This is a genomic window from Streptomyces sp. NPDC087440, from assembly GCF_044744005.1.
In the GTDB taxonomy this organism is placed as follows: Bacteria; Actinomycetota; Actinomycetes; order Streptomycetales; family Streptomycetaceae; genus Streptomyces.
Genome location: NZ_JBIUXN010000002.1, coordinates 74,654 through 99,256, shown reverse-complemented (window position 1 = coordinate 99,256; position 24,603 = coordinate 74,654). Strand labels below are relative to the sequence as shown.

Genomic DNA, 24,603 nt, shown 5'->3' with positions numbered 1-24,603 from the left:
TGCCGCTCCTCGCTGGTGCCTGCCGGGGCCCGGAGTCCACCGGTCCGCCGGATCTAGGGGATCATCCAACGCTCCCGCCCACGGGTCCAGGTCCGCAGTCCCACCGCGGACTACCGGTCCGGGGACGGGTCCTCGTTCACCAGGACGCGCGGAACGCGTGCGCCGATGCGCGTGACGATCTCGTACGCGATCGTGTCCGCCGCCTGCGCCCAGTCCTCCGCGGTCGGCTCGCCCCGCTCGCCGGAGCCGAACAGGATCGCTTCTGCCCCCGGTTCGACCCTTTCACCGCCGAGGTCCACCACGAACTGGTCCATGGCGATACGTCCCCGGGCGCGCCGCCACCGCTCCCCGACCAGCACCGGGCCGCGCCCGGAGGCACTGCGGGGGATGCCGTCCGCGTACCCGACGGGGATCAGCCCGAGGGTGGTGTCCCGTTCGGTGACGTAGTGGTGGCCGTAGCTGACGCCGTGTCCGGCGGGGACCTCCTTGACCAGCGCGACCGAGGCGGCGAGCCGCATCACCGGGCGCAGGCCCAGCTCGGCGGGGGTGCCCAGTTCGGGGCTCGGGGAGATGCCGTACATCGCGATGCCCGTGCGCACCAGGTCGAAGTGGGTGTCGGGAAGGGTCAGCGTGGCCGGGGAGTTGGCGATGTGCCGCACCTCGGGGTCCAGGCCCTGCTTCTCGGCGTACGCGACCATCTCGCGGAACGCGGTGAGCTGGAGGCCGATCGAGGGGTGGCCGGGCTCGTCGGCGCACGCAAAGTGCGACCACAGGCCGGTGACCTCGACCAGGCCCTCGGTCTCGGCGGCGCGGGCGGCGGCGACCAGGGCGGGCCAGTCGGCGGGCTGGCAGCCGTTGCGTCCCAGGCCCGTGTCGGCCTTGAGCTGGATCTTCGCCGTACGTCCCAGGGCGCGGGCGGCGGCGGTGACCTCCTCCAGTGCCCACATGCCGCTCACGCCCATGTCGAGTCCGGCCGTGATGCCCTCGGCCCACGGGTCGCCGGGGGTCCACAGCCAGCACATGACGCGGGCGTCGGCCTCGGTGATCCCGCCGGCGCGCAGGGCGAGCGCCTCCTGCGGGGTCGCCGTGCCGAGCCAGGTGGCACCGGCCCGGAGGGCGGCGCGGGCGCAGGGCAGCGCCCCGTGCCCGTACGCGTCGGACTTCACGACGGCCATCAGTGCGGCGTGCGGGGCGCGCTCGCGCAGCGAGGCGACGTTGGCGCGCAGCGCGGCGAGGTCGATCTCGGCGCGGGCCCGCAGGGGTGGGGCCTGTGTCACCGACTGGGTCATCGCCTGGCTCATCACGTCGTTCGGCACGCCGTGCGGCGCGGTGCCCGGCGCGGGGAGGGGCGCGCCGGTCGCCGCGGTCGTCACGGTCTCGGTCTTCACGGTCATCGCCACCAAGTCTCGCAGAGGGGTACGACAGGGCCGGTCAGCCGGACCGGGCGGCGGCCCGGGCGTGACCGACGCCACGTGCGACCGCGTACGGCCGGGTGCTGCCCCGTGCGGCCACGTGCCGCCGTGTACGCGCCTTCTCACGGAACGTCACGCGTTCGGCCCGCACTTTCACCCGCTCGGCAGGCCGTGCCTGGCGGGGCGGGCCTCGCGGCCGCCCGATGGAGGTAACCGAGGGGCCCGTTCCCTCCGGTCCGCCGCATGCCGTCCGCCGCATGCGGTCCGCGCATGCTGGAGGAGTTGAGGAACCATGAAGCGCGCCCCCCTCATCCGTACGACCGCCCTGGCCGGTGTCGCCGCCGTCGCGCTCAGCGCCCTGCCCGTGACGGCCGCCTTCGCCGCACCCGTCGCCGCCCCGGCCGCGCTGAGCGCCCCGGAGCCTCCGTGCACGGCCCCCACGGGCCCGTACCAGAAGGAGCTGGAGCGCAAGCTGAAGCTCAAGGTCGACGGCAAGCAGTCGGCCGCGGACTGCGTGGCCATCCGCAAGCTCCAGCAGCAGCTCAACATCGACCCCGCGGACGGCACGGCCACCGTCCAGACGCACGGTCTCCTGCTGGTCCGCGAGGCCCGCAAGAACCCGAACGCGGCGGGCCAGTGCCCCGTCCGCAGCTACTCGGTGACCTGCGTGGACCTGCGGCGTCAGCTGTTGTGGGTGCAGGTGGGTCGGAAGGTGACCTTCGCGCCGGTGCCGATCCGCAGCGGCATCCGGGGGCTGGAGACGCGGGTCGGCTGGCACCGGGTGTACTGGCGGCACAAGGACCACTTCTCCACCATCTACGACGGTGCGCCGATGCCGTACAGCCAGTTCTTCAGCGGTGGTCAGGCGCTGCACGGCACGTACGGCGACCTGTTCGAGGCGGGTTCGGGCGGCTGCGTGAACCTGTACGTCGAGGACGCGGAACGCCTCTGGAAGAAGCTGGGCGTGGGCAGCCAGATCTACGTCTGGGGCGCGAAGCCGGGCACGAACGTGCGCTACCGGGACGCGCACCGCCCCACGGACGAGGAGCTGATCGTCAAGTACTCCGGCAGCGAGAACATCCCCGTCTCCTGGGACCTGAACACCCCCCTCTCCTCGTAGCCCCCTCGGGCGCCGGGGCCGCCCCTCCCCACCCCAGCCCCCTTGGGCGGCGGGGCCGCCCCCCGGGGGCGGGACGGGCGGGCAAGGGGGCGGCCCCTCCCGCTCCCGGCCCACCCCGGTGCCGCCCCGGCCCAGCCCCTGCGCCGCACGCACCTCGCGCAGGGGCCCCGGCCCCGCCCGGTGCCGCCCCCGCCCACGCCCCCGCCCCGCACGCACCTTCCGCAGGGCCCCCGGCCCCTACCGCTCCCCCACCACACTCCCCCACGCCGCCCCCAGCCCCTCCGCCACGTCCCCCGCCACCACCGGCACCCCCGGCCGCACCAACCGTCCCGCCAGCCCGTGCACGTACGCCCCCACCGACGCCGCGTCCACCGCCCCCAGCCCCGCCGCCAGCAGCGCCCCGATCACCCCCGCCAGCACGTCCCCGCTGCCCGCGGTCGCCAGCCACGGCGTCCCCGTCGGATTGACCCGCACCGGGCTCCCCCCGGACGCCACCACCGTCGTGGACCCCTTCAGCAGCACCGTCGCCCCGTACCGCCCCGCCAGCCGCCGCGCCGCGTCCAGCCGCCGCCCCTCGACCTCCTCCCGCGAGATCCCGAGCAGCCGCGCCGCCTCCCCCGCGTGCGGGGTGAGCACCACCGGCGCACCCCGTTCCCGTACCGCGTCCGGATCGAGCGCCCCCAGCGCGTCCGCGTCGACCAGCACCGGCACGTCCGAGGCCAGCACCTCGTCCAGGGCCCCGGCCACCCCGTCGTCGAGCCCCGGCCCGATCACCCAGGCCTGCACCCGGCCCGCCCCGCCCGGCGTCCCGTCGTGCACCAGCACCTCGGGGTGGCGGGCGAGGACCGCGTCCCCGCCGCCGCCCACGTAGCGGACCGCGCCCGCCCCGCCGCGCAGCGCCCCGCCGACGCACAGCACGGCCGCCCCCGGGTACTTCGCCGACCCGGCGACGATCCCGACGACCCCGCGCCGGTACTTGTCGCTCTCCGCGTCCGGCGCGGGCAACAGCCGTGCCACATCGGCGTGTTGGAGCGCCTCCACGTCCGCGGGCACCGAGAGGTCCAGCCCGATGTCGACCAGCCGCACCACGCCCGCACGCGTGCGCGCCGGGTCGACGAGCAGTCCCGGCTTGTACGCCCCGAACGTCACCGTCGCGTCCGCCGTCACGCACTCCCCGGCGACCTCACCGGTGTCCGCGTCGACGCCGCTCGGCAGGTCCACGGCGACCACCACGACCCCCGAGTCGCGGGCCGCGCGGGCCAGCGGCACCGCCTCCGCGCGCAGTCCGCCGCGCCCGCCGATGCCGACGATCCCGTCGAGGACGAGGTCGGCGCGGGCGAGCACCTCGTGGGCGCCGTGCCGTCCGACCACGTCGCCGTCGACGCCGTCGTGCGGGCCGGTGAGCACCCGGCCGCCCGCCGCCCGCAGCGCGGCGAGGCCGCCCGGGTGGGTGCGGTCGGGGGCGAGCAGCACCGCCGTCACCCCGGCGCCGCGCCGGGCCAGCCTGGCCCCCGCGTACAGCGTGTCGCCGCCGTTGTCGCCGCTGCCGACGAGCAGGACGACGCGCGCCCCGTACACCCGCCGGTCCAGCAGGTCGGCGCAGGCGGCGGCCAGTCCGGCGGCGGCGCGCTGCATCAGCGCGCCCTCGGGGAGCCTAGCCATGGCCTCCCGTTCGGCGGTCCTCACGGTCTCGACACGGTGTGCGGTTCGCATGCCTCCGAGTGTGCCGCAGAGGTCCGACACCCGCCCGGCACGGAAGGGCCCTCGGCCAAGTCGCCGCGATCGCCTGCGGGTTGACGCGCGATCATTTCTTTACTTAGGTTTGCCTAACCTAAGCACTCCTGCCGTCCGAAGGGTCCCTCCGCCATGTCCAGAACCGCCCGCGCCGCCCTCCCCCTCGTCGGTGCCCTCGCGCTCACCGCGGCCCTCGCCTCCCCCGCCTCCGCCGCCACCGCGAACCGCACCACCGTTGAGGGCGGCCAGACCTACAACCTCGCCCTCACCGCCCCGAACACCGCCGCCGCCTCCGGCGCCAACGTGACCGTCTCCGGCACCGGCTACAACCCCGACCAGGGCGTCTACGTCGGCCTCTGTGCGATACCGGCGGGCGTCGACACCGCCAACCCCGCCACCTGGAACAACAAGCCCACCCCCTGCCTCGGCGGCCAGGACGAGTCCGGCACCACCGGCGCCTCGCACTGGGTCAACTCCGACTGGTACTGGCTCTCGCCGAACAACTCCTCCCCGTACACCGAGGCGGCGGGCCGCGGCTCCTTCTCCGTGCAGATCCACGTCAAGGCCAAGCTCTCCGACACCGTCACCTGCGGCCAGTCCGGCGTGAAGTGCGCGATCGTCACCCGCGCCGACCACTACGACAGCGCGGACCGCACGTACGACGTGTACGTCCCCGTGACCTTCAACTAGCCCTGCCGCGCCCCCGGAGGTACGCGTCCCATGCGCCCCGCACCCCGAAGACCCGCACGCGTCCTGCTGGCCGCGGCCTCCGCGGGCCTGCTCACCACCGCCCTGACCGGCCTCGCCCAGGCCGCCCCCGACGACCCCAAGCCGAAGCCCACTCCGGGCACGGCCACCGGGCCCACCGGCCAGACCCTCACCGTCTCGAACACCAAGGACCTCGACCCGGAGAAGGAGAAGGTCACCGTCACCGGCTCCGGCTACGCCCTCGACAAGGGCGTCTACCTCGCGGTCTGCGTGCTGGGCAAGGAGGGCGAGGCCCCGTCCCCGTGCCTGGGCGGCGCGGACCTGTCCGGGGCGTCCGGTTCCTCGTACTGGATCTCCAACAACCCGCCGGACTACGCCAAGGACCTGGTGAAGAAGTTCACCGAACAGGCGGGCGGCAAGGGCGGGTTCACCCTCGACCTGACCGCCCGGGTCAAGGACAGCGGCGCCGACTGCACCGAGCAGCGCTGTGCGATCGTCACCCGCGCCGACCACACCCACGCGGGCGACCGCGACCAGGACGTCATCGTCCCGATCACCTTCGGCGCGGGCGCGGTCGTGCCCCCCGAGGTACCGGCGGGCACCGTCAAGCACACCGTCGTCCGCGCCTACCCGACCACCGGCGGCGGAGCCACCGACGCCGAGGCGGACCCGGCGAACGGGCGGCTGTACGTCGCCCGCAACAGCGACAAGGGCGCGTCCCTGACCACGTACGACTCCACGACCGGCGAGCCGGTCGGCACCCCGGTCCCCCTCCCCGCCAGCGCCCAGGTCCTCGCGCTCGATGCGAAGACCGGCATCCTCCACCTGGGCTTCACCGACCGGATCGGCACGTACGACACCAAGACCGGCACGCTCGTCGAGGAGTGGGCGGCCCTCCCCGGCAACATCAACCACCTCGCCGTCGACCCGGCCAGGGGGCGGCTGTTCGTCGGCAACCAGACGGCCCGCTCCATCACGGTGTACGACACCGCCACCGCCAAGCCGGTCGGCGAGCCGGTGGTCCTGCCCCGCTTCCCCGGCGGCCTGGCCGTCGACACGGCAACCGGCACCGGGTACGCCACCCACATCAACAGCCAGTCGGTCGACGGCGCGGTCGTCTTCAGCAACATCCTCACCGCGGTCGACGGCGCCACCGGCAAGGCGACCGGCACGCTGGAGCTCGGCAACACGGCGCTCGGCAGCATGGGCGTCACCGTCGACCCGACGTCGTCCACCGGTTACGTCGCCAACCTCGGCGTGGGCACGGTCTTCACCGTCGACCTCAAGGCCAACAAGGTCACCGGCACGCTGACGGTCGGCGGCAACCCCAAGGCGATGGTCCACGACGCGTCCTCGCAGACCCTGTACGTCGCCCAGACCACCGCCGGTACGGCCGCCGCCGTGGACCTGAAGACCGGCAAGGTCACCGAGACCCTCCCCACCGGCAACCAGCCGACGGCCCTGGCCCTGGACCCCGCACGCCGCGCCCTGTTCTCGGTCGCCTCCGGCACGGTCACCCAGACCGCCCGCCACACCGCGGCCACCCCGACGACGAACCCGGCCCCCACAACGGTCACCGCGGGCGCGAAGGCCACCTTCACCGCGGCGGCCACGGGCTTCCCGGAGCCGACCGTCATCTGGGAGACCAGCACGGACGCGGGCAAGACCTGGACCCGCGTCCCCGGCGCCACCACCCCCACCCTGACCCTCACCACGGCCCTCCCCCAGTCCAACTCCCTCTACCGCGCAGCCTTCAGCAACCCGGCGGGCACGGTCCGCACACCGGGCGCCCTGCTGACGGTCACGCCGGGTACGGGGAGCACCGGGGGAACGGACACGTCCGGGGGCACGGACACCGCCGGAGGCACGGACACGTCCGGAGGAACCGACACGTCCGGCGGAACCGACACCGCTGGTGGGTCGGACTCCACGGGCGGAACGGACACCGCTGGCGGGTCGGACACCACCGGCGGTACGGAGACCACGGGAGGCACCGACACCACCGGAGGCTCCGACTCCGGTACGTCGGGGACCACCGGCGGCGACTCCACGACCGGGACCACCGGGACCACCACCGGCGACGACACGTCCGGCGCGGGCACGGTCGGCGGCGGCAGCGTCGGCGGAGCGGACACCGGTGGCAGCGTCGGCGGCTCGGCCGGTGGGGGCGGTGTCGGCGGGGCCACGGGGCCCCTCGCCGCCACGGGCAGCGCCGCCGTCCCTCTGGGGGCGGCAGCGGTCACCCTGACCGCCCTGGGCGCCCTCACCCTGGCGGCGCGCCGCCGTGCGGGGAGGGTCCGAGGTTGACCTGACGGTGCGGTGGCGGGCTCCCGGCACCGACGTCGCCCGCGGCGAGGCCGCCCCCTCCCCCCACCCCACCCCAGCCCCCTTGGGCGGCGGGGCCGCCCCCCGGGGGCGGAACGGGCGGGCAAGGGGGCGGCCCCTCCCGCTCCCGGCCCAGCCCGGGAGCCCCCGCCCAGCCCCCGCACCGGCCGCGCACCCGAAGGACCCCCGGCCCACCCGTACCGGCCGCGACGCGATCACCCCTCCGCGATCACCACCGCCGAAGCCACCCCCGCATCATGGCTCAGCGACACATGCCACGACCGCACCCCCAACGCCTCCGCCCGCGCCGCCACCGACCCCCGCACCCGCAGCCTCGGCTGCCCGCTGTCCTCCACGTACACCTCCGCGTCCGTCCACAGCAGCCCCGCCGGCGCCCCCAGCGCCTTCGCCAGCGCCTCCTTCGCCGCGAAGCGGGCCGCCAGTGACGCCACCCCCCGCCGCTCCCCGCTCGGCAGCATCAACTCCCGCTCCACGAACAGCCGTTCAGCCATCTGCGGCGTCCGCGCCAACGCCGCCCCGAACCGCTCGATCTCGGCCACATCGATCCCGACCCCAACAATCACGCGCCCACTCCAGCCAGCTCATTGCGAGCTCATTCCACGGTCACGGACTTCGCCAGATTCCTCGGCTGATCCACCTCATTGCCCCGCGCCGTCGCCAGTTCGCACGCGAACACCTGCAACGGCACCGTCGTCACCAACGGCTGAAGAAGCGTAGACGTCCGCGGCACCCGCACCAGATGGTCCGCGTACGGCACGACCGCCTCGTCCCCCTCCTCCGCGACGACGATCGTCCGCGCCCCCCGCGCCCGTACCTCCTGGATGTTCGACACGACCTTCCCGTGCAGCACGGGCTGCTCCCGCACCGACGGCACCACGACCACCACCGGCACCCCCTCCTCCACCAGCGCGATCGGCCCGTGCTTCAGCTCCCCGGCCGCGAAGCCCTCCGCGTGCATGTACGCCAGTTCCTTCAGCTTCAGCGCCCCCTCCAGCGCCACCGGATACCCGACGTGCCGCCCCAGGAAGAGCACGGTGTCCTCGCCCGCCAGGGACCGGGCCAGTTCCCGTACCGGCTCCATCGTCGCGAGCACCTTCTCCACCGCCCCGGCGATCCCCGCCAACTCCCGCACCACGCGCCGCACTTCCTCGCCGCCGTCGACCCCGCGCACCTGCCCCAGGTGCAGCGCCACCAGGTAGCAGGCGACCAGTTGGGTCAGGAAGGCCTTGGTCGAGGCGACGGCGACCTCCGGCCCGGCATGGGTGTAGAGCACCGCGTCCGACTCCCGGGGGATCGTCGAGCCGTTCGTGTTGCAGACGGCCAGCACCTTCGCCCCCCGCTCCCGGGCGTGCCGCAGCGCCATCAGCGTGTCCATGGTCTCGCCGGACTGCGAGATCGCGACCACCAGCGTCCGCGCACCCAGGATCGGGTCCCGGTAGCGGAACTCGCTGGCCAGTTCCACCGCGCAGGGCACACCCGCCCACCGCTCGAACGCGTACGCGGCGATCATTCCGGCGTGGAAGGCCGTCCCGCACGCCACCACGACGACCTTGTCGACCTCCCGCAGCACGGCGTCCGCGATCCGCACCCCGTCCAGCGCGAGCCGCCCGCCGCCGTCGATCCGCCCGAGCAGGGTGTCCGCGACCGCCTTCGGCTGCTCGGCGATCTCCTTGAGCATGAAGTGGTCGTAGCCGCCCTTCTCGGCCGCCGAGGCGTCCCAGTCCACGTGGTACGCCCGTACGTCCGCGGGCACACCGGCGAAGTCGGTGACGGTGACCGCGTCCCGCCGCAGCTCCACCACCTGGTCCTGCCCCAGCTCGATCGCGGACCGCGTGTGGGCGATGAACGCGGAGACGTCCGACGCCAGGAAGGACTCACCCTCTCCAACGCCCACCACCAGCGGAGAGTTCCGCCGCGCCCCCACCACCAGGTCCGGCACGTTCGCGTGCACCGCGACCAGCGTGAACGCCCCCTCCAGCCGCCCGCACACCCGCCGCATCGCCTCCGCGAGGTCCTCCCCGCACCCGGCGAAACTCTCGGCCAGCAGGTGCGCCACCACCTCCGAGTCCGTCTCGGAGGTCAGCTCCCGCCCCCGCGCGAGCAGTTCCTCGCGCAGCTGCGCGAAGTTCTCGATGATCCCGTTGTGGACGACCGCCACGCGCCCGGCACCGTCGAGGTGCGGGTGGGCGTTCGCGTCGGTGGGCCCGCCGTGCGTCGCCCACCGGGTGTGCCCGATGCCGGTCCCGCCGGCCCGCAGCGGCCGCTCCAGCAGCTCCTTCTCCAGGTTGACCAGCTTCCCGGCCTTCTTCGCCGCCACCAGCCCGCCGTCCGCGAGCACCGCGACCCCGGCCGAGTCGTACCCCCGGTACTCCAGCCTCTTCAGCCCCGCCACCACGACGTCCAGCGCCGACTGACCGCCCACATATCCCACGATTCCACACATAAGGGGCAGGGTAAGCCGCGGGCCCTCCGCACTCCGTCCGGGACGCGCCTGCACAGGACCCCGCCCCGCCACGTGACCCACCCCACCCCTCCCACCCCGCGACAACCCCGCCCCAGCCCCGACAATGGACTGTGTGATCACTTCGCCGCCACGAAGCTCCCACCGCCGGGCCGAGTCGTCCCCCTACCTGGACCTCACCCGCGCCGAGTGGAGCGCCCTGCGCGAGAAGACGCCGCTGCCCCTCACCGCCGAGGAGGTCGAGCGGCTGCGCGGTCTGGGCGACGTCATCGACCTCGACGAGGTCCGCGACATCTACCTCCCGCTCTCCCGCCTGCTGAACCTCTACGTCGGAGCCACCGGCAACCTGCGCGGCGCCCTCAACACCTTCCTCGGCGAGAAGGGCGCCCAGCGCGGCACCCCGTTCGTCATAGGAGTCGCGGGCAGCGTCGCCGTCGGCAAGTCCACCGTCGCCCGCCTCCTGGCGGCGCTGCTGGCCCGCTGGCCGGAGCACCCCCGCGTCGAGCTGGTCACCACGGACGGCTTCCTGTACCCCATGCGGGAGCTGGAGAAGCGCGGCCTGACCGCCAGGAAGGGCTTCCCCGAGTCGTACGACCGCCGCGCCCTGACCCGCTTCGTCGCCGATGTGAAGGCCGGGAAGGACGAGGTCACCGCCCCCGTCTACTCCCACCTGATCTACGACATCGTCCCCGGCGAGCGCCTGACCGTGCACCGCCCGGACATCCTCATCGTCGAGGGCCTCAACGTCCTCCAGCCGGCCCTCCCGGGCAGCGACGGCAAGACCCGCGTGGGCCTCGCCGACTACTTCGACTTCTCGGTGTACGTCGACGCGCGCGAGGAGGACATCGAGCAGTGGTACCTCAACCGGTTCCGCAAGCTCCGCGCCACCGCCTTCCAGAACCCCTTCTCGTACTTCCGCAAGTACACCCAGGTCTCCGAGGAGGAGGCCCTGGACTACGCCCGCAACACCTGGCGCACCATCAACCGCCCCAACCTCCTGGAGAACGTCGCCCCCACCCGCGGCCGCGCCACCCTGGTCGTCCGCAAGGGCCCCGACCACAAGGTCCAGCGCCTCTCCCTGCGCAAGCTCTAGAGGCTCCGGTACGTGAGAGGGCCCGGCCGGAATCGCTTCCGGCCGGGCCCTCTCACGTACCGCTCACAACCCTTAGCCCAGCGCGGACTTGACCACGTCCGCCAGGCGGCCGGCGACGGCCTTCGCCTGGTCGATGTCCGCGGCCTCGACCATCACGCGCACCAGCGGCTCGGTGCCCGAGGGGCGCAACAGCACCCGGCCGGTGGAGCCCAGCTCGCGCTCGGCGTCGGCGACGGCGGCGGCGAGGTCGGCGGACGTCCCGACCCGCGACTTGTCGACGTCCCGCACGTTGATGAGGATCTGCGGCAGCCGGTTCATGACCCCCGCGAGCTCCGCGAGGCTGCGGCCGGTGGCGGCGACCCGCGCGGCCAGCATGAGGCCGGTGAGGGTGCCGTCGCCGGTAGTGGCGTGGTCGAGGACGATCACGTGGCCGGACTGCTCGCCGCCCAGCGCGTACCCGTGCTCCTTCATCGACTCCAGCACGTAGCGGTCGCCGACACCGGTCTGCACGACGTCGATGCCCTCGCCCTCCATGGCCAGCTTGAAGCCGAGGTTGGACATGACCGTGCCGACGACGGTGTTCTTGCGCAGCTGACCGGCCTCGCGCATGGCGAGCGCCAGCACGGCGAGGATCTGGTCGCCGTCGACCTCCTCGCCCTTGTGGTCCACGGCCAGGCAGCGGTCCGCGTCGCCGTCGTGCGCGACACCGAGGTCGGCGCCGTGCTCGACGACGGCGGCCTGCAGGCGCTCCATGTGCGTGGAGCCGTAGCCGTCGTTGATGTTGAGGCCGTCCGGCTCGGCGCCGATGGTGACGATCTCCGCCCCGGCGCGCGCGAACGCCTCCGGGGAGACGCGGGACGCCGCGCCGTGCGCCTCGTCCAGGACGACCTTCAGGCCGTCGAGGCGGTTCGGCAGCACGCCCATGAGGTGGGCGATGTACTTGTCGAAGCCCTCGTCGTAGTCCGTGACGCGGCCGACGCCGGCGCCCGTCGGGCGGTCCCAGGCCTCGCCGCTGCGGTGCTGCTCGTAGAGGTTCTCGATGCGCACCTCCAGCTCGTCCGCCAGCTTGTGGCCGCCGCGCGCGAAGAACTTGATGCCGTTGTCGGGCATCGCGTTGTGGCTCGCGGAGAGCATCACGCCGAGGTCGGCACCCAGCGCACCGGTGAGATACGCCACCGCGGGGGTGGGCAGCACACCGACGCGCAGGACGTCCACGCCCGCGCTCGCCAGACCCGCCACGACGGCGGCCTCCAGGAACTCTCCCGACGCCCGCGGGTCCCGCCCCACCACTGCCGTCGGCCGATGGCCCGCGAAAGTGCCCGCCTCGGCGAGCACGTGCGCGGCCGCGACCGACAGACCGAGCGCCAGCTCCGCCGTCAGATCCGCATTGGCCTCGCCGCGCACACCGTCCGTGCCGAAGAGTCGTCCCACAGCTTGTCCTCCGTAATGCCGTCGTGCTTCGAAAACGCAATCCCCTGAGCGCTTCGTGCCCGTTATACGCCCGAGAGAGTCCAATTAGCGTCAGAAAAAGGTGATAGATCGAACTAAACGAACGCCCCGGCGGCACGAGAGTGCCACCGGGGCGAACGGTGATGCCGTGATGCAGCCGGACCGCGCGAGCGGACCGGGCAGGCGCGTGACTAGCGCTTGCTGTACTGCGGCGCCTTGCGGGCCTTCTTGAGACCGGCCTTCTTGCGCTCGACCGCACGGTCGTCGCGGGAGAGGAAGCCGGCCTTCTTCAGCGTGGCGCGGTTGTTGTCGACGTCGGCCTCGTTCAGCGCACGGGCGACACCCAGACGGAGCGCACCGGCCTGGCCGGACACGCCGCCACCCGAGATGCGGGCGATGACGTCGTAGCGGTCGTCGAGCTCGAGCACCTTGAAGGGCTCGTTGACTTCCTGCTGGTGGACCTTGTTCGGGAAGTAGTCCTCGAGCGTACGCCCGTTGATCTTCCACTTGCCGGTGCCCGGAACGATCCGGACGCGGGCGATGGCGTTCTTGCGACGGCCAAGGCCGGCGGCGGGCTGCGGGTCGCCGAAGCGGGACGCCAGCGACTCGCTGGTGTACTCGCCCTCGACGGGAACCTCCGACTCGAAGGTGGTCACCTCAGCGAAGGTCTCTTCGCCCTCGGTGCCCTCGACGGGGTTCTCAACAGTGGTCTCGGCCACGATTCTCCTCAGATCTTTCTGTACGTCTTAGGGGGTGGCCGGAACTACTGCGCGACCTGGGTGATCTCGAACGGGACCGGCTGCTGAGCAGCGTGCGGGTGGGTGTCGCCCGCGTAGACCTTCAGCTTCGAGAGCATCTGACGGCCCAGGGTGTTCTTGGGGATCATGCCCTTGATGGCCTTCTCGACGGCCTTCTCCGGGCTCTTCTCCATGAGCTCGTCGTAGCGCATCGAGCGCAGACCGCCCGGGAAGCCAGAGTGGCGGTACGCCATCTTCTGGGTCTTCTTGTTGCCCGACAGGTGGATCTTGTCGGCGTTGATGATGATGACGAAGTCACCCATGTCCATGTGCGGGGCATAGGTCGGCTTGTGCTTGCCTCGCAGGAGGTTCGCTGCCGTGGTCGCCAGACGACCCAGGACGATGTCCTGCGCGTCGATGATGTGCCACTGGCGAGTGACATCGCCGGGCTTGGGGCTGTACGTACGCACTTCGTAGCCTTCGCTTCTTCAGTGGATGGGATTCCAGACACACCTGAAGCGATCATGCAGCTGGGGACCACACTGCCGGGAACACCGCCCGTATGTGAGCCACTGGTAACTGCTCCAGGGAACCTGCGCAAAGACCCTTCGCGTCACAAGAACGCGCAAGCCAATACGCATAACAAACGGCAACATTACCCGCGCCCCCCTCACGGGTCAAAACGCCCCCGCCCCCTCGGGCCGCAGAGCCGCCGCAGCCCCCTGGGCGGCGCAGCTTCCCTCCGCCCCCTTGGGCGGCGGGGCCGCCCCCCGGGGGCGGAACGGGCGGGCAAGGGGGCGGCCCCTCCCGCTCCCGGCCCAGCCCGGTGCCGCCCCTGGCCCCGCCCCCACACCGGACGCACGTCCAAGGGGGCCCGGCCCGCCCCGGCAGCCCCGCCCAGGCCCCTACCTCGCCCTCTCCACCCTCCGCTCATCCCACACCGGCTCCGCCGTCTCCCGCACGACCCCGTCCGCCCCGAACACCAGATACCGGTCGAAGGACTTCGCGAACCACCGGTCATGCGTGACCGCCAGCACCGTCCCCTCGTACGCCTCCAACCCCTCCTGAAGCGCCTCCGCCGACTCCAGGTCCAGGTTGTCCGTCGGCTCGTCGAGCAGCAGCGCGGTCGTCCCCCGCAGCTCCAGCAGCAGAATCTGGAAACGCGCCTGCTGCCCACCCGACAGCCGGTCGAACCCCTGATCCCCCTGCCCCTCCAGCTCGTACCGCCGCAGCACGGACATCGCCCCGCCCCGGTCCTTGGAGTGCTCCGCCCACAGGATGTCGACCAGCGTGCGCCCCATCAGCTCCGGATGCGCGTGCGTCTGCGCGAAGTGCCCGGCGACGACCCGCGCCCCGAGCTTCCACATCCCGGTGTGCTGGACGTCGTCCCCCGCCAGCAACCGCAGGAAGTGCGACTTCCCGGACCCGTTCGACCCGAGAACCGCGACCCGCTCCCCGTAGAAGACCTCCAGGTCGAAGGGCTTCATCAGCCCCGTCAGCTCCAGGCCCTCGCAGGTGATGGCCCGCACCCCGGTGCGCCCGCCCCGCAGCCGCATCCTGATGTCCTGCTCGCGCGGCGGCTCCGGCGGCGGCCCGACCTCCTCGAACTTCCGCAGCCGCGTCTGCGCCGCCGCGTACCGGGAGGCCAGCTCATGGCTGATCGAGGCCGCCTGCTTGAGGCTCAGCACCAGCTTCTTCAGCTGCGCGTGCTTCTCGTCCCACCGCCGCCGCAGCTCCTCAAAACGAGCGAACCGCTCCTTGCGAGCCTCGTGATACGTGTCGAAGCCACCCCCGTGGATCCACACCTCCGACCCCGTCGGCCCCGGCTCCACGCTCGCGATCTTCTCCGCCGCCCGCGACAGCAGCTCCCGGTCGTGGCTGACGAACAGAACCGTCTTCCGCGTCTCCTTGAGCTTCCCCTCAAGCCAGCGCTTGCCCGGCACATCCAGATAGTTGTCCGGCTCATCCAGCAGCAGCACCTCGTCGGGCCCCCGCAGCAGCGCCTCCAGCACGAGCCGCTTCTGCTCACCGCCACTGAGCGTGCGCACCTCGCGCCACTGCGCCTTCTCGTACGGCACCCCGAGCGCGGCCATGGTGCACATGTCCCAGACGGTCTCGGCCTCGTACCCCTGGACCTCCGCCCAGTCGCTCAGCGCCTGCGCGTACTCCATCTGCGCGGCCTCGTCGTCGCGCTCCAGAATCGCGGCCTCGGCCTTGTCGACGGCGGTGGCGGCCTCGCGAATCCGCGGCTGCGCCACCGACACCAGCAGGTCCCGGACCGTCCGCTCGTCCCGTACGGACCCCACGAACTGCCCCATCACCCCGAGCCCACCGCTCACGGTGACCGACCCCCCGTGGGCCTGGAGCTCGCCCGCGATGATCTTCAGCAGCGTGGTCTTCCCGGCCCCGTTGGGCCCGACCAACGCCACCACGGCGCCCTCGCCCACCCGGAACGAGACGTCGCCGAGCAGCACCCGCCCGTCCGGCAAGTAGTACTCGACGTGTCCGACCTCAAGATGTCCCATACGGGCATTCTCGCCGCCCGTCCCTCCCCGCCCCAACCGCTTTACGCCCCCACCCCACCGGCGGCGGTGTCATTAGGATGCGGCCCATGAGCATCGGGCATGGGGGACCCTCGGACGCCCCCGGGGCAAACCCCCCTCACGGCACCCCTCAACCACCCACCCCCCAGGGCCACTTCGGCCCACCCCCCACACCTCACGCCCCTGCGGCCCCCACACCCCACGACCCTGCGCCCCCCACGCCCCACGTCCCTGCGGCCCCCACCCCCGCCGACCCCCCTGCGGGCCCTACCCCCGCCAGCCCCCCTTGGGCCGGACCGCCCAGCCCCTCTCGGGCCGCCGGACCGCCCAGCCCCCCTTGGGCGGCGGGGCCGCCCCCCGGGGGCGGAACGGGCGGGCAAGGGGGGCGGCCCCTCCCGCTCCCGGCCCCGCCCGGCGCCCTCCGCCCCACCCCCGACACCGCCACGCCCTACACCGCCCCCAGCACCCCCACCCCGCACAACCCCTACGCGGGCCCGCCGCCCACCGGCCACTCCGGCCAGCCCAGCCACCCCGGCCCGCCCGGCCACCCCGCCCACCCGGGCCCAGGCGCAGGCCCAGGCCCGACCGCCCAGGTCAACCCCACCCCCACCCCCACCCCCTCCCCCGACTGGTCCGCCCTCGCCGACGCCGCCGCCACCCGCACCCGCCGCAAACGCCTCCTCTACATCGGCGGCGGCCTCCTCGCCACCCTCACCGTCGCCGCCCTCGTCACCACCGCGATCGTCTCCTCCGGCACGACCCCCTCCGACGGCAAGAACACCTCCCTGCCCTCCCCGGAGTCCCTCCCCACCGGCCCCGGCGCCCCCGCCCCCTCCTTCTCCCCGGTCGCGCCCCCGCCCCCGCCGGACCCCAAGGAGTTCATCTCCAGCGCCGAGAAGGACAAGGCGCCCCTCAGCGCCGACACCCTCTTCCCCGGCACGTCCCTCACCCTGGAGGGCCGCACCTACGCCAAGGGCGCCACGAACCGCGTCACCGCCTGCGCCTCCGGCACCCAGGGCCGCCTGGGCGGCATCCTCAACGCCAACGGCTGCACCCAGCTCATCCGCGCCACCTTCACCAAGGACGGCGCGGCCGTGACCGTCGGCGTGGCGGTCTTCCCCACCGAGGCCCAGGCGCTCAAGGCCAAGAACCAGGTGAAGGACGGCGTCGCCTCCCTCCCCGGCTCCGGCGTCCCCACCTTCTGCCGCAACGGCACCATCTGCCGCAAGACCGCCAACTCCTACGGCCGCTACGCCTACTTCACCGTCAGCGGCTTCACCGACAACAAGCGGAACGTCACCACCCAGGACAAGAACGTCTTCGCCCTCGGCGACGACGCGGCGAAGTACACCTTCCTCCGCATCGTGGAGCGCGGCCGGGTCCAGGCCTCCGCCGCGGCCACCGCCGACACCACCGCCAGCAGCTGACGTCCACCGCCGGGGTCTGTGTCGATGCCGTACAGGCCCCGGCCCGCCCCTGGCGACCCATCCGCCCCCTGACTACCCTGGCGCCGGGCCGCAACAAGGGCCCGCCACCATCGGGGAGCTGGAGCACATGAACACGGGCAGGAACGAAGAACAGCGCACGCCGGACACCCCTGCCCCACCGACGTCCCCCACCAAGCCCGAACCCACCAAGCCCTCGAACCCCACCCCCGAGGACCGCACCCCGCCCACCGACACCCCTCTCCCCACCCCGAAGCCCCGCACCTCCAAGACCCCCGAAACCCCGGAGCCCTCGCAGGAGAAGCACCCTCCCTACCCGGACTCCGCCCAGCAGCCCACCCCGAAGCCCCGCACCCCCGAAACCCCGAAGACCTCAGGCACCCCGAAGACCTCGGACACTTCCCAGCTCACCACCGCCACACCCCGCCGCAGCTGGCCCCAGGCGGTCCCGCACCAGCAGTCCCCCGCCGCCCCGCAACCCCCCACGCCGACCACACGCCCGGCCCCCGCCGCCCGCCCCGCTCCGGCCACCCGCCCCGCACCAGCACCCGGCCCCGCCGCAACGCCCAACCCGGCCTCCGGCGCCACCTCGGCCGCCCGCCCCGCACCCACCCCCCGCCGTGCCACGGCCTCCACCCCCGCCGCGGCCTCGGCCCCGGCGCACCAGGACACCCGCACCCCGCCCCCCGCCCCGGGACGCGCCTGGGCCCACACCCCGTACCCCGGCATCAGCACCGCGACCCCGCACTACAGCCAGCACCGCCAGCAGTCCGACGACGCCCCCGAACCGGCGCCCCTCCCCGACGCGCCCTCGACCCCGGACGAGCGCCGGGCCCTGCACCGCGCCCGCGCCACCGGCTTCACCACCGGCATCCTGCACGCCCTGGGCTTCACCCTGCTCGCGGTGTACGAGTTCTACCGGACCTCGGTGCACAACCTCACCGAGGTGCAGCGCGCCGCAGGAGGCTCCACCGGGCTGCGCGAGATCGCCAACCTCCAGGCCGACCTGGTGCAGCAGAGCGTGTACGGCGTCATCAGCGACGTCGCCCGCGTCCTCACCTTCGGCCAGCCCCGCGCCGCCCTGTGGACCGCGGTCTTCCTGGCCGTCCTGGTCCGCCTCAACCACAACGGCCCCGCCCGCGTCCAGCTGGGCATCTCTGTCCTGGCCGCCGGGTACTGCGCCCTGCTCGCCCTGCTCTGGTTCCCGTTCCTCTACGCGCTCGGCAGCATCACCTTCGTCGCCATGGCCGCGACCGGGGTCGTCCTCTGGGCGGCCACCCGCCGCTGACCCCCCTCCGAGAAGGGGCCGCCGGCCTCAGCCCCGGTAGACCATCGTGCAGAGCAACGTCTCGTCGCCCTTCACCCGCCAGAACCAGTAGAAGGTCTTGTCGTCGAGGGCCCTGCTGCACCCGGTCCTGCCGGTCTCCGGCCCGTACACCCCGGTGATGTGCAGCACGGTGTCGTAGGGCTTGACGAGCTTCTTCGCCTTGCAGTCGACCGCCGTCATGGACCCGAGCCGCATGGTCGCCCCGGCCGCCCCGGTGCCCTTCTCGGCCAGGACGCAGTACCCGGCCTTGTACTGCCGGGTCAGACACAGCACCCGCTTGCCCTTGTCCGAGCGGTGCACCACGTACGACAGTCCGTCCCCCGCGGGGCAGGCGCTCCACCCGGTGCGCACCGCGCTGACCCGGGTCAGCCCCGCGTCCCCCCCGCAGCCGACCTTCTGGGGTATCCGGGTGTTCCACCCGCCGCCAGTGTCGAAGAGGGCCAGGCAGTCCCCGGTACGGACGGCCGCGAAGGCCTCCCCGATCGCCGCCCGGTCCGCCTCCTTCTCCTCCGAACCGTCGCCCGCACCGTCCCCGGACGCCTCGCCGCCCCCCGTGCTCCCCGGCACCGGACCGCCGCCCTTCGCCGCGTCGGGCGCCCCCTTCGCCGCGTCCTCCCCGGACTTCTTGGGCACGCCCAGCGACACCCCGGCCGCCTGGGACGGCCGGTCGTCCCCGTCCTTGGACAGGACCCGCGGCACAACCAACGCCGCGAACAGTGCCACTGCCACCAGCAGCACCCACACCCCGCTCTTCTTCGCCCCCGTCATCACAGCCCCCGTACGCCACCCGATTCGATGTCTGAAAACACCTTCGCACAGCCCACTGACAATGAGCCCGGACAAGTCACCACAAGCCCCCTCACCACCTGCCTCCCTCACGCCCCCTGTCCCACATCAGCAACAACCACCCCCACCCTCCCCACTTCCGGACACGCTCCCCGGCAGCGTCCGCACGTTCCGCGCCTCGACAGCCCGCGCCGCGAGCAGCTCGTCCGCCGGGTAGGCGACCTCCTCCAGCGTGAGCCCGTGCGCCTTCACCACGTGCACCGCCGAGTCCCGCACCCGCGCCGCCAGCACCTTCGCCGGCCACTCCACGTCCCGGTGCCCGTCCCCGACGTACAACAGCGCACCCACCAGCGAACGCACCATGTTGTGGCAGAAGGCGTCCGCCCGCACGGTCCCGGTGACGACCCCGTTCGCCCCGCGCTCCCACCACAGCTCCTGGAGGGTACGGATCGTCGTCGCGCCCTCCCGCTTCTTGCAGTACGCCGCGAAGTCGTGCTCCCCGAGCAGCAGTGCGGAGGCGGCGTTCATCTTCTCGACGTCCACCTCCCAGTCGTGCCACAGCACATGACTGCGGATCAGCGGATCGACACCGCCCGGATGGTCCGTCACCCGGTACTGGTACCGCCGCCAGATCGCCGAGAATCGCGCGTTGAACCCCTCGGGCGCCCGCGCCACGCTCCACACCCGCACGTCGTGCGGCAGCCGCCCCGCGAGCCGCCGCAGCAGCTTCTCCTCGTGCTCCGCCCACACCGCCTCCGGCAGGTCCACGTGCGCCACCTGCCCGCGCGCGTGCACCCCGGAGTCGGTCCGCCCGGCCACCGTCAGGTCGAAGTTCGTCTCCGACCGGGTCACCGTCCGCAGCGCCGCCTCGATCTCCCCCTGCACGGTCCGCCGCCCGCTGGGCTGCTTCGCCCACCCGGAGAAGTCCTTGCCGTCGTACGAGAGGTCCAGCCTCACCCGTACGAACCCGTCCGCCACCTCGTCAGCCACAACCAACCTCCACGCTCACCACGGAACACGACACACGAAACCCGGCACCCCACAGCAGAACGGGCCCGCCCCCAGAAAACTGGGAACGGGCCCGAACCTGTACTACCAAGTACTACTTGGACTCGTCGCCCTCGGGCTTCGCGTCCTCGACGACCTCGGCCTGCTCGGCCTTGGTGTCGTCTTCCTTCACGGCGCGCTTCGTGGCGGCCTCGGCCTCGCCCACAGCGTTCTGCTGCACGGTGAGGGCCTCGACCAGCTCGATGACGGCCATCGGGGCGTTGTCGCCACGACGGTTGCCGATCTTGGTGATGCGCGTGTAACCACCGGGGCGGTTCTCGTAGCGCGGGGCGATCTCGGTGAAGAGCGTGTGGACGATGCTCTTGTCCGTGATCGTCTGGAGCACCAGGCGACGGTTGTGGATGTCGCCCTTCTTCGCCTTGGTGACGAGACGCTCGGCGACGGGGCGCAGGCGGCGGGCCTTGGCCTCGGTCGTCGTGATGCGGCCGTGCTCGAAGAGCGACTTCGCGAGGTTCGCGAGGAGCAGCTTCTCGTGCGCGGCGCTGCCGCCCAGACGGGCACCCTTTGCGGGACGCGGCATGGTGTTTCTCCTTGTGATCTGCACCGGCCGTATCAGGTACCGGTGTCAGGGCCCCGCGAGCGAACGCTCACGGGCAGTCTGTGCCGGGCGCGCTCCGCACGAAACGGGGAGCGCGCCCGGGGCAAAGCTCTTAGTACTGCTCGGTCTCCACGAAACCGGCATCCGCGTCGTCGTCGGCGCCGAAGGCGTCGGCGGCGGCGGTCGGGTCGAACCCGGGGGGCGAGTCCTTGAGGGCCAGGCCCATGCCGTTGAGCTTCATCTTGACCTCGTCGATCGACTTCGCACCGAAGTTGCGAATGTCGAGCAGGTCCGCCTCGGAGCGGGCCACGAGCTCGCCCACCGAGTGGATGCCCTCGCGCTTGAGGCAGTTGTACGACCGAACGGTGAGCTCCAGCTCCTCGATCGGCAGCGCCAGATCGGCGGCCAGGGCGGCGTCCGTCGGGGACGGGCCCATGTCGATGCCCTCGGCGTCGATGTTGAGCTCGCGCGCCAGACCGAACAGCTCGACCAGGGTCTTGCCTGCGGACGCCATGGCGTCACGCGGGCGCATGGCCTGCTTGGTCTCGACGTCGACGATCAGCTTGTCGAAGTCGGTGCGCTGCTCGACACGGGTCGCCTCGACCTTGTACGTGACCTTGAGCACCGGGGAGTAGATGGAGTCGACCGGAATACGACCGATCTCCTGGCCCACCTGCTTGTTCTGGACGGCGGAGACGTAGCCGCGACCGCGCTCGACGGTCAGCTCCATCTCCAGCTTGCCCTTGCCGTTGAGCGTGGCGAGGACCAGGTCCGGGTTGTGCACCTCGACACCGGCCGGGGGCGCGATGTCGGCAGCGGTGACCAGGCCGGGACCCTGCTTGCGCAGGTACATCACGACCGGCTCGTCGTGCTCGGAGGAGACGACCAGCTGCTTGATGTTGAGGATGAGGTCGGTGACGTCCTCCTTGACGCCCGGCACGGTGGTGAACTCGTGCAGGACACCGTCGATGCGGATGGACGTGACCGCCGCACCCGGGATCGAGGAGAGGAGCGTACGACGCAGGGAGTTACCGAGCGTGTAACCGAAGCCCGGCTCCAGCGGCTCGATCACGAACCGGGAGCGGTACTCGTCGACGACCTCTTCGGTCAGCGACGGGCGCTGAGCAATAAGCATGGGGTTCCTTTGTTCTTGGCGCCCACTATTTGACGCCAACTACCACAAGGGTACGGGCGGTACGGCCCCAAAGAGGCTGCACCGCCCGAAACGCGAGGCGAGCGGACCACGGAGGTCGGTCTCCGCAGTCCCACTCACCACACGGGTACTTCACGACACCGCTGTCACCAGCGGCGACGCATCAGACGCGGCGACGCTTCGGCGGACGGCAGCCGTTGTGCGGCGTCGGGGTGACGTCCTGGATCGAACCGACCTCGAGGCCCGTGGCCTGGAGGGAGCGGATCGCGGTCTCACGGCCGGAGCCGGGACCCTTGACGAAGACGTCGACCTTGCGCATGCCGTGCTCCTGCGCGCGGCGGGCGGCCGACTCGGCGGCCATCTGCGCGGCGAAGGGGGTGGACTTGCGCGAGCCCTTGAAGCCCACGTGGCCGGCGGAGGCCCACGAGATCACGTTGCCGGTCGGGTCCGTGATGGACACGATCGTGTTGTTGAACGTGCTCTTGATGTGCGCGTGGCCGTGAGCGACGTTCTTCTTTTCCTTGCGGCGCACCTTCTTGGCAGCGCCCTGACGTCCCTTGGGGGGCATGTCTTAACTCCAGATGGAGAGGGAGGTGGTCGGTCCTACAGCGAAGACCGCTTGGTAAGCGTGTCCGCTAAGGACTACTTCTTGCCCGGCTTCTTCTTACCGGCGATCGCGCGACGCGGGCCCTTGCGGGTACGCGCGTTGGTGCTGGTGCGCTGACCGTGGACCGGGAGACCGCGACGGTGACGCAGACCCTGGTAGCAGCCGATCTCGACCTTGCGGCGGATGTCGGCCTGGATCTCGCGACGGAGGTCACCCTCGGTGCGGAGGTGGGCGTCCACGTACTCGCGGATCTTGACCAGGTCCTCTTCGGCCAGGTCACGAACGCGGGTGTTGGGGTTCACGCCGGTCTCGGCGAGAATCTCCTTGGACCGGGTGCGCCCGATACCGAAGACGTAGGTGAGTGCGATCTCCACGCGCTTTTCGCGCGGGATGTCAACACCGGAAACGCGTGCCATTCAATGGCTCCAGTTGTTATTTCGGGGGTCTTCCACAGAGCTGCTCCCGACCGCCGACCGCATCACGCTGGATGAGGTGGTACGTCCGGGTCCCCGGCCCCCGCCGGAGGTGCCGCCGGCCTCGATGGACCGGTCGTGCTCTGCGTATGTACGAATTGCTTGCGTCGCGCGAAGAACTGCGAGATGCAGGAAAGGTCGTGCGTCAGCCCTGGCGCTGCTTGTGGCGCAGGTTTTCGCAGATGACCATGACCCGGCCGTGACGGCGGATCACCTTGCACTTGTCGCAGATCTTCTTGACGCTCGGCTTGACCTTCATGGGATGTCAGGTTCTCCGGGTCAGTGCCACATGCCCCCCGGAAGGGGCGCGGCAAGATCTACTTGTACCGGTAGACGATCCGGCCGCGCGTCAGGTCGTACGGAGAGAGCTCCACGACGACCCGGTCATCCGGGAGGATGCGGATGTAGTGCATACGCATCTTGCCGCTGATGTGCGCGAGGACTTTGTGACCGTTCTGCAGTTCCACCTTGAACATTGCGTTCGGGAGGGACTCGATCACGGTGCCCTCGATTTCGATGGCACCTTGCTTCTTGGCCACGCTTCGCCCTTCGAATCGGCTACCTTGATCGACTCTTGCACTCCGTATGCAGGCATACGGATGCACGCGAGCCGACGAGTCAGTCTACGTCAGGCCACCCGAAAAGACGAATCCGTCAAGTTTGCCCAACACTGATGATCGTTATGCGGCATTCACCCCACCGGGGCGAACCCTTCACGCCGACCGGCCGCAGGCGTTACGCCAACGGGTCCGGAGCGGCGGTGATGCCGTACTCCGCCAGCTTGGCCTTGCCGCCGTCGACGGCGGTCAGGACCAGCGGGCCGTTCTCGGTCAGGGCGATGGAGTGCTCCCAGTGCGAGGACCAGGTGCCGTCCGTCGTGATGACCGTCCAGTCGTCGGCGAGGGTCTCGGTCTGGGCCGTGCCCAGCGACACCATCGGCTCGATCGCGAGGCAGACACCGGGGACCAGCTTGATGCCCTTGCCGCGCTTGCGCGTGACGTAGTTCAGCAGGTGCGGGTCCATGTGCATCTCGGAGCCGATGCCGTGCCCGCCGAAGTCCTCGATGATCCCGTACTTGCCGGTCGCCGGACGCGGCTGGCGGCGGATGTAGCCCTCGATGGACTTCGAGATGTCGACGAGCCGGTTGCCCTGCTTCATGGCGGCGATACCGGCCCACATGGACTCCTCGGTCACCCGGGAGAGCTCCAGGAGCTCCGGCGCGTGGCCCGAGCCGACGAAGGCGGTGTACGCCGCGTCGCCGTGCCAGCCGTCCACGATGGCCCCGCAGTCGACGGAGATGATGTCGCCGTCCTTGAGGACCGTCTTCTCGTCCGGGATGCCGTGCACCACGACCTCGTTCACCGAGGTGCAGATGGTGGCGGGGAAACCGCCGTACCCGAGGAAGTTCGACTTCGCGCCGTGCTCGGCGAGCACTTTGCGGGCGACCTCGTCCAGGTCCTTGGTGCTGGCGCCGGGGACGGCCGCCTCGCGGGTGGCCGCGTGAATGGCGGCGACGACCAGGCCCGCCTCACGCATCTTCGCGATCTGCTCGGGAGTCTTGATCTCCACCATGGGTGTGCCTTCCACGCTCGTATGACTTCGG

The 24,603-nt window shown here is 71.9% G+C and carries 22 protein-coding genes and 1 pseudogene; 6 read left to right on the top strand and 17 right to left on the bottom strand.

The features are described from left to right. Positions 1–110: 110 nt before the first annotated feature. The gene (alr, locus tag ACIO3O_RS05160; protein WP_401743365.1) at positions 111–1,289 is read right to left on the bottom strand and encodes an alanine racemase; all 1,179 of its coding nucleotides are present in this window, start codon (positions 1,287–1,289) and stop codon (positions 111–113) included. A gap of 415 nt (positions 1,290–1,704) precedes the next feature. Between alr and ACIO3O_RS05155 the strand changes: the two genes are divergently transcribed. Beyond that, a complete protein-coding gene (locus ACIO3O_RS05155) occupies positions 1,705–2,532 on the top strand; it encodes a L,D-transpeptidase (protein WP_401742103.1) in 828 nt (275 codons plus the stop codon). 237 nt (positions 2,533–2,769) lie between these two features. On the opposite strand, the gene ACIO3O_RS05150 is transcribed toward ACIO3O_RS05155, so the two are convergent. Continuing rightward, positions 2,770–4,245, bottom strand: coding sequence for an NAD(P)H-hydrate dehydratase (locus tag ACIO3O_RS05150; protein WP_401742100.1), 1,476 nt, complete (start codon positions 4,243–4,245; stop codon positions 2,770–2,772). 153 nt (positions 4,246–4,398) lie between these two features. Here ACIO3O_RS05150 and ACIO3O_RS05145 point away from each other — a divergent pair, with 153 nt between their 5' ends. After that, a complete protein-coding gene (locus ACIO3O_RS05145; RefSeq protein WP_401742098.1) occupies positions 4,399–4,956 on the top strand; it encodes a hypothetical protein in 558 nt (185 codons plus the stop codon). 30 nt (positions 4,957–4,986) lie between these two features. Beyond that, positions 4,987–7,281: an endoglucanase gene (locus tag ACIO3O_RS05140; protein ID WP_401742095.1), complete on the top strand. Its 2,295-nt coding sequence runs from the start codon at positions 4,987–4,989 to the stop codon at positions 7,279–7,281. Between the two features lie 233 nt (positions 7,282–7,514). Here ACIO3O_RS05140 and ACIO3O_RS05135 read toward each other — a convergent pair whose 3' ends face one another. Next, entirely contained in the window at positions 7,515–7,883 is a 369-nt protein-coding gene (locus ACIO3O_RS05135; RefSeq protein WP_401742093.1) for a holo-ACP synthase, read from the bottom strand. A 29-nt stretch (positions 7,884–7,912) separates the two neighbouring features. Continuing rightward, positions 7,913–9,763: a glutamine--fructose-6-phosphate transaminase (isomerizing) gene (gene glmS, locus ACIO3O_RS05130; protein ID WP_401742090.1), complete on the bottom strand. Its 1,851-nt coding sequence runs from the start codon at positions 9,761–9,763 to the stop codon at positions 7,913–7,915. 124 nt (positions 9,764–9,887) lie between these two features. On the opposite strand from glmS, the gene coaA reads away from it, so the two are divergent. Continuing rightward, positions 9,888–10,874 (top strand): type I pantothenate kinase, encoded by a 987-nt coding sequence (coaA, locus tag ACIO3O_RS05125; protein WP_401742087.1) that lies wholly within the window; start codon positions 9,888–9,890, stop codon positions 10,872–10,874. A gap of 72 nt (positions 10,875–10,946) precedes the next feature. Here the strand turns inward: coaA and glmM are convergent, their stop codons facing one another. From glmM to ACIO3O_RS05105, 4 genes are all read right to left on the bottom strand, one after another. Then, on the bottom strand, positions 10,947–12,305 hold the full coding sequence (gene glmM / locus ACIO3O_RS05120) for a phosphoglucosamine mutase (RefSeq protein ID WP_401742085.1): 1,359 nt from the start codon (positions 12,303–12,305) through the stop codon (positions 10,947–10,949). A 209-nt stretch (positions 12,306–12,514) separates the two neighbouring features. Then, complete coding sequence (gene rpsI / locus ACIO3O_RS05115; protein WP_401742082.1) at positions 12,515–13,042, bottom strand: 30S ribosomal protein S9; 528 nt, start codon at positions 13,040–13,042, stop codon at positions 12,515–12,517. A 44-nt stretch (positions 13,043–13,086) separates the two neighbouring features. Further along, the gene (gene rplM / locus ACIO3O_RS05110) at positions 13,087–13,530 is read right to left on the bottom strand and encodes a 50S ribosomal protein L13 (protein WP_189821091.1); all 444 of its coding nucleotides are present in this window, start codon (positions 13,528–13,530) and stop codon (positions 13,087–13,089) included. Positions 13,531–13,965: 435 nt separating this feature from the next. Continuing rightward, the gene (locus ACIO3O_RS05105) at positions 13,966–15,585 is read right to left on the bottom strand and encodes an ABC-F family ATP-binding cassette domain-containing protein (protein ID WP_401742078.1); all 1,620 of its coding nucleotides are present in this window, start codon (positions 15,583–15,585) and stop codon (positions 13,966–13,968) included. A 578-nt stretch (positions 15,586–16,163) separates the two neighbouring features. On the opposite strand from ACIO3O_RS05105, the pseudogene ACIO3O_RS05100 reads away from it, so the two are divergent. Further along, a pseudogene (locus ACIO3O_RS05100) lies at positions 16,164–17,030 on the top strand (hypothetical protein); the annotation flags it as partial. Between the two features lie 127 nt (positions 17,031–17,157). After that, complete coding sequence (locus ACIO3O_RS05095; protein ID WP_401742075.1) at positions 17,158–18,336, top strand: hypothetical protein; 1,179 nt, start codon at positions 17,158–17,160, stop codon at positions 18,334–18,336. 27 nt (positions 18,337–18,363) lie between these two features. Here ACIO3O_RS05095 and ACIO3O_RS05090 read toward each other — a convergent pair whose 3' ends face one another. The 9 genes from ACIO3O_RS05090 to map all read right to left on the bottom strand — a co-directional run bounded on the left by ACIO3O_RS05090 (position 18,364) and on the right by map (position 24,572). Further along, complete coding sequence (locus ACIO3O_RS05090; protein ID WP_401742072.1) at positions 18,364–19,143, bottom strand: hypothetical protein; 780 nt, start codon at positions 19,141–19,143, stop codon at positions 18,364–18,366. 126 nt (positions 19,144–19,269) lie between these two features. Then, the gene (truA, locus tag ACIO3O_RS05085) at positions 19,270–20,151 is read right to left on the bottom strand and encodes a tRNA pseudouridine(38-40) synthase TruA (RefSeq protein ID WP_401742069.1); all 882 of its coding nucleotides are present in this window, start codon (positions 20,149–20,151) and stop codon (positions 19,270–19,272) included. 112 nt (positions 20,152–20,263) lie between these two features. Further along, positions 20,264–20,749 carry a 50S ribosomal protein L17 gene (gene rplQ, locus ACIO3O_RS05080; RefSeq protein WP_401742066.1) on the bottom strand — a complete coding sequence of 162 codons (486 nt, stop codon included), beginning with the start codon at positions 20,747–20,749 and terminating at the stop codon, positions 20,264–20,266. Between the two features lie 130 nt (positions 20,750–20,879). Beyond that, positions 20,880–21,902 carry a DNA-directed RNA polymerase subunit alpha gene (locus ACIO3O_RS05075; protein WP_185028035.1) on the bottom strand — a complete coding sequence of 341 codons (1,023 nt, stop codon included), beginning with the start codon at positions 21,900–21,902 and terminating at the stop codon, positions 20,880–20,882. A gap of 181 nt (positions 21,903–22,083) precedes the next feature. Beyond that, the gene (gene rpsK, locus ACIO3O_RS05070) at positions 22,084–22,488 is read right to left on the bottom strand and encodes a 30S ribosomal protein S11 (RefSeq protein WP_003948617.1); all 405 of its coding nucleotides are present in this window, start codon (positions 22,486–22,488) and stop codon (positions 22,084–22,086) included. A gap of 74 nt (positions 22,489–22,562) precedes the next feature. Further along, positions 22,563–22,943, bottom strand: coding sequence for a 30S ribosomal protein S13 (gene rpsM / locus ACIO3O_RS05065; protein ID WP_401742061.1), 381 nt, complete (start codon positions 22,941–22,943; stop codon positions 22,563–22,565). 202 nt (positions 22,944–23,145) lie between these two features. Further along, positions 23,146–23,259, bottom strand: a complete 114-nt coding sequence (gene rpmJ / locus ACIO3O_RS05060; protein WP_009740505.1) for a 50S ribosomal protein L36 — start codon at positions 23,257–23,259, stop codon at positions 23,146–23,148. Between the two features lie 58 nt (positions 23,260–23,317). After that, on the bottom strand, positions 23,318–23,539 hold the full coding sequence (gene infA, locus ACIO3O_RS05055) for a translation initiation factor IF-1 (RefSeq protein WP_003956442.1): 222 nt from the start codon (positions 23,537–23,539) through the stop codon (positions 23,318–23,320). A gap of 196 nt (positions 23,540–23,735) precedes the next feature. Continuing rightward, a complete protein-coding gene (gene map, locus ACIO3O_RS05050) occupies positions 23,736–24,572 on the bottom strand; it encodes a type I methionyl aminopeptidase (RefSeq protein WP_401742056.1) in 837 nt (278 codons plus the stop codon). Positions 24,573–24,603: the final 31 nt, after the last annotated feature.

Excerpts from the sequence above, each read along its gene's own strand:
- ACIO3O_RS05075 (WP_185028035.1), bottom strand. The coding sequence starts at position 21,902 with ATGCTTATTGCTCAGCGCCCGTCGCTGACCGAAGAGGTCGTCGACGAG.
- glmS (WP_401742090.1), bottom strand. The coding sequence starts at position 9,763 with ATGTGTGGAATCGTGGGATATGTGGGCGGTCAGTCGGCGCTGGACGTC.
- ACIO3O_RS05105 (WP_401742078.1), bottom strand. The coding sequence starts at position 15,585 with ATGGGACATCTTGAGGTCGGACACGTCGAGTACTACTTGCCGGACGGG.
- ACIO3O_RS05095 (WP_401742075.1), top strand. The coding sequence starts at position 17,158 with ATGAACACGGGCAGGAACGAAGAACAGCGCACGCCGGACACCCCTGCC.
- ACIO3O_RS05090 (WP_401742072.1), bottom strand. The coding sequence starts at position 19,143 with ATGACGGGGGCGAAGAAGAGCGGGGTGTGGGTGCTGCTGGTGGCAGTG.
- ACIO3O_RS05140 (WP_401742095.1), top strand. The coding sequence starts at position 4,987 with ATGCGCCCCGCACCCCGAAGACCCGCACGCGTCCTGCTGGCCGCGGCC.
- ACIO3O_RS05150 (WP_401742100.1), bottom strand. The coding sequence starts at position 4,245 with ATGCGAACCGCACACCGTGTCGAGACCGTGAGGACCGCCGAACGGGAG.
- alr (WP_401743365.1), bottom strand. The coding sequence starts at position 1,289 with ATGACCCAGTCGGTGACACAGGCCCCACCCCTGCGGGCCCGCGCCGAG.
- coaA (WP_401742087.1), top strand. The coding sequence starts at position 9,888 with ATGGACTGTGTGATCACTTCGCCGCCACGAAGCTCCCACCGCCGGGCC.
- ACIO3O_RS05145 (WP_401742098.1), top strand. The coding sequence starts at position 4,399 with ATGTCCAGAACCGCCCGCGCCGCCCTCCCCCTCGTCGGTGCCCTCGCG.
- rpsM (WP_401742061.1), bottom strand. The coding sequence starts at position 22,943 with ATGGCACGCGTTTCCGGTGTTGACATCCCGCGCGAAAAGCGCGTGGAG.
- map (WP_401742056.1), bottom strand. The coding sequence starts at position 24,572 with ATGGTGGAGATCAAGACTCCCGAGCAGATCGCGAAGATGCGTGAGGCG.
- rplQ (WP_401742066.1), bottom strand. The coding sequence starts at position 20,749 with ATGCCGCGTCCCGCAAAGGGTGCCCGTCTGGGCGGCAGCGCCGCGCAC.
- ACIO3O_RS05155 (WP_401742103.1), top strand. The coding sequence starts at position 1,705 with ATGAAGCGCGCCCCCCTCATCCGTACGACCGCCCTGGCCGGTGTCGCC.
- rpmJ (WP_009740505.1), bottom strand. The coding sequence starts at position 23,259 with ATGAAGGTCAAGCCGAGCGTCAAGAAGATCTGCGACAAGTGCAAGGTG.
- rpsK (WP_003948617.1), bottom strand. The coding sequence starts at position 22,488 with ATGCCCCCCAAGGGACGTCAGGGCGCTGCCAAGAAGGTGCGCCGCAAG.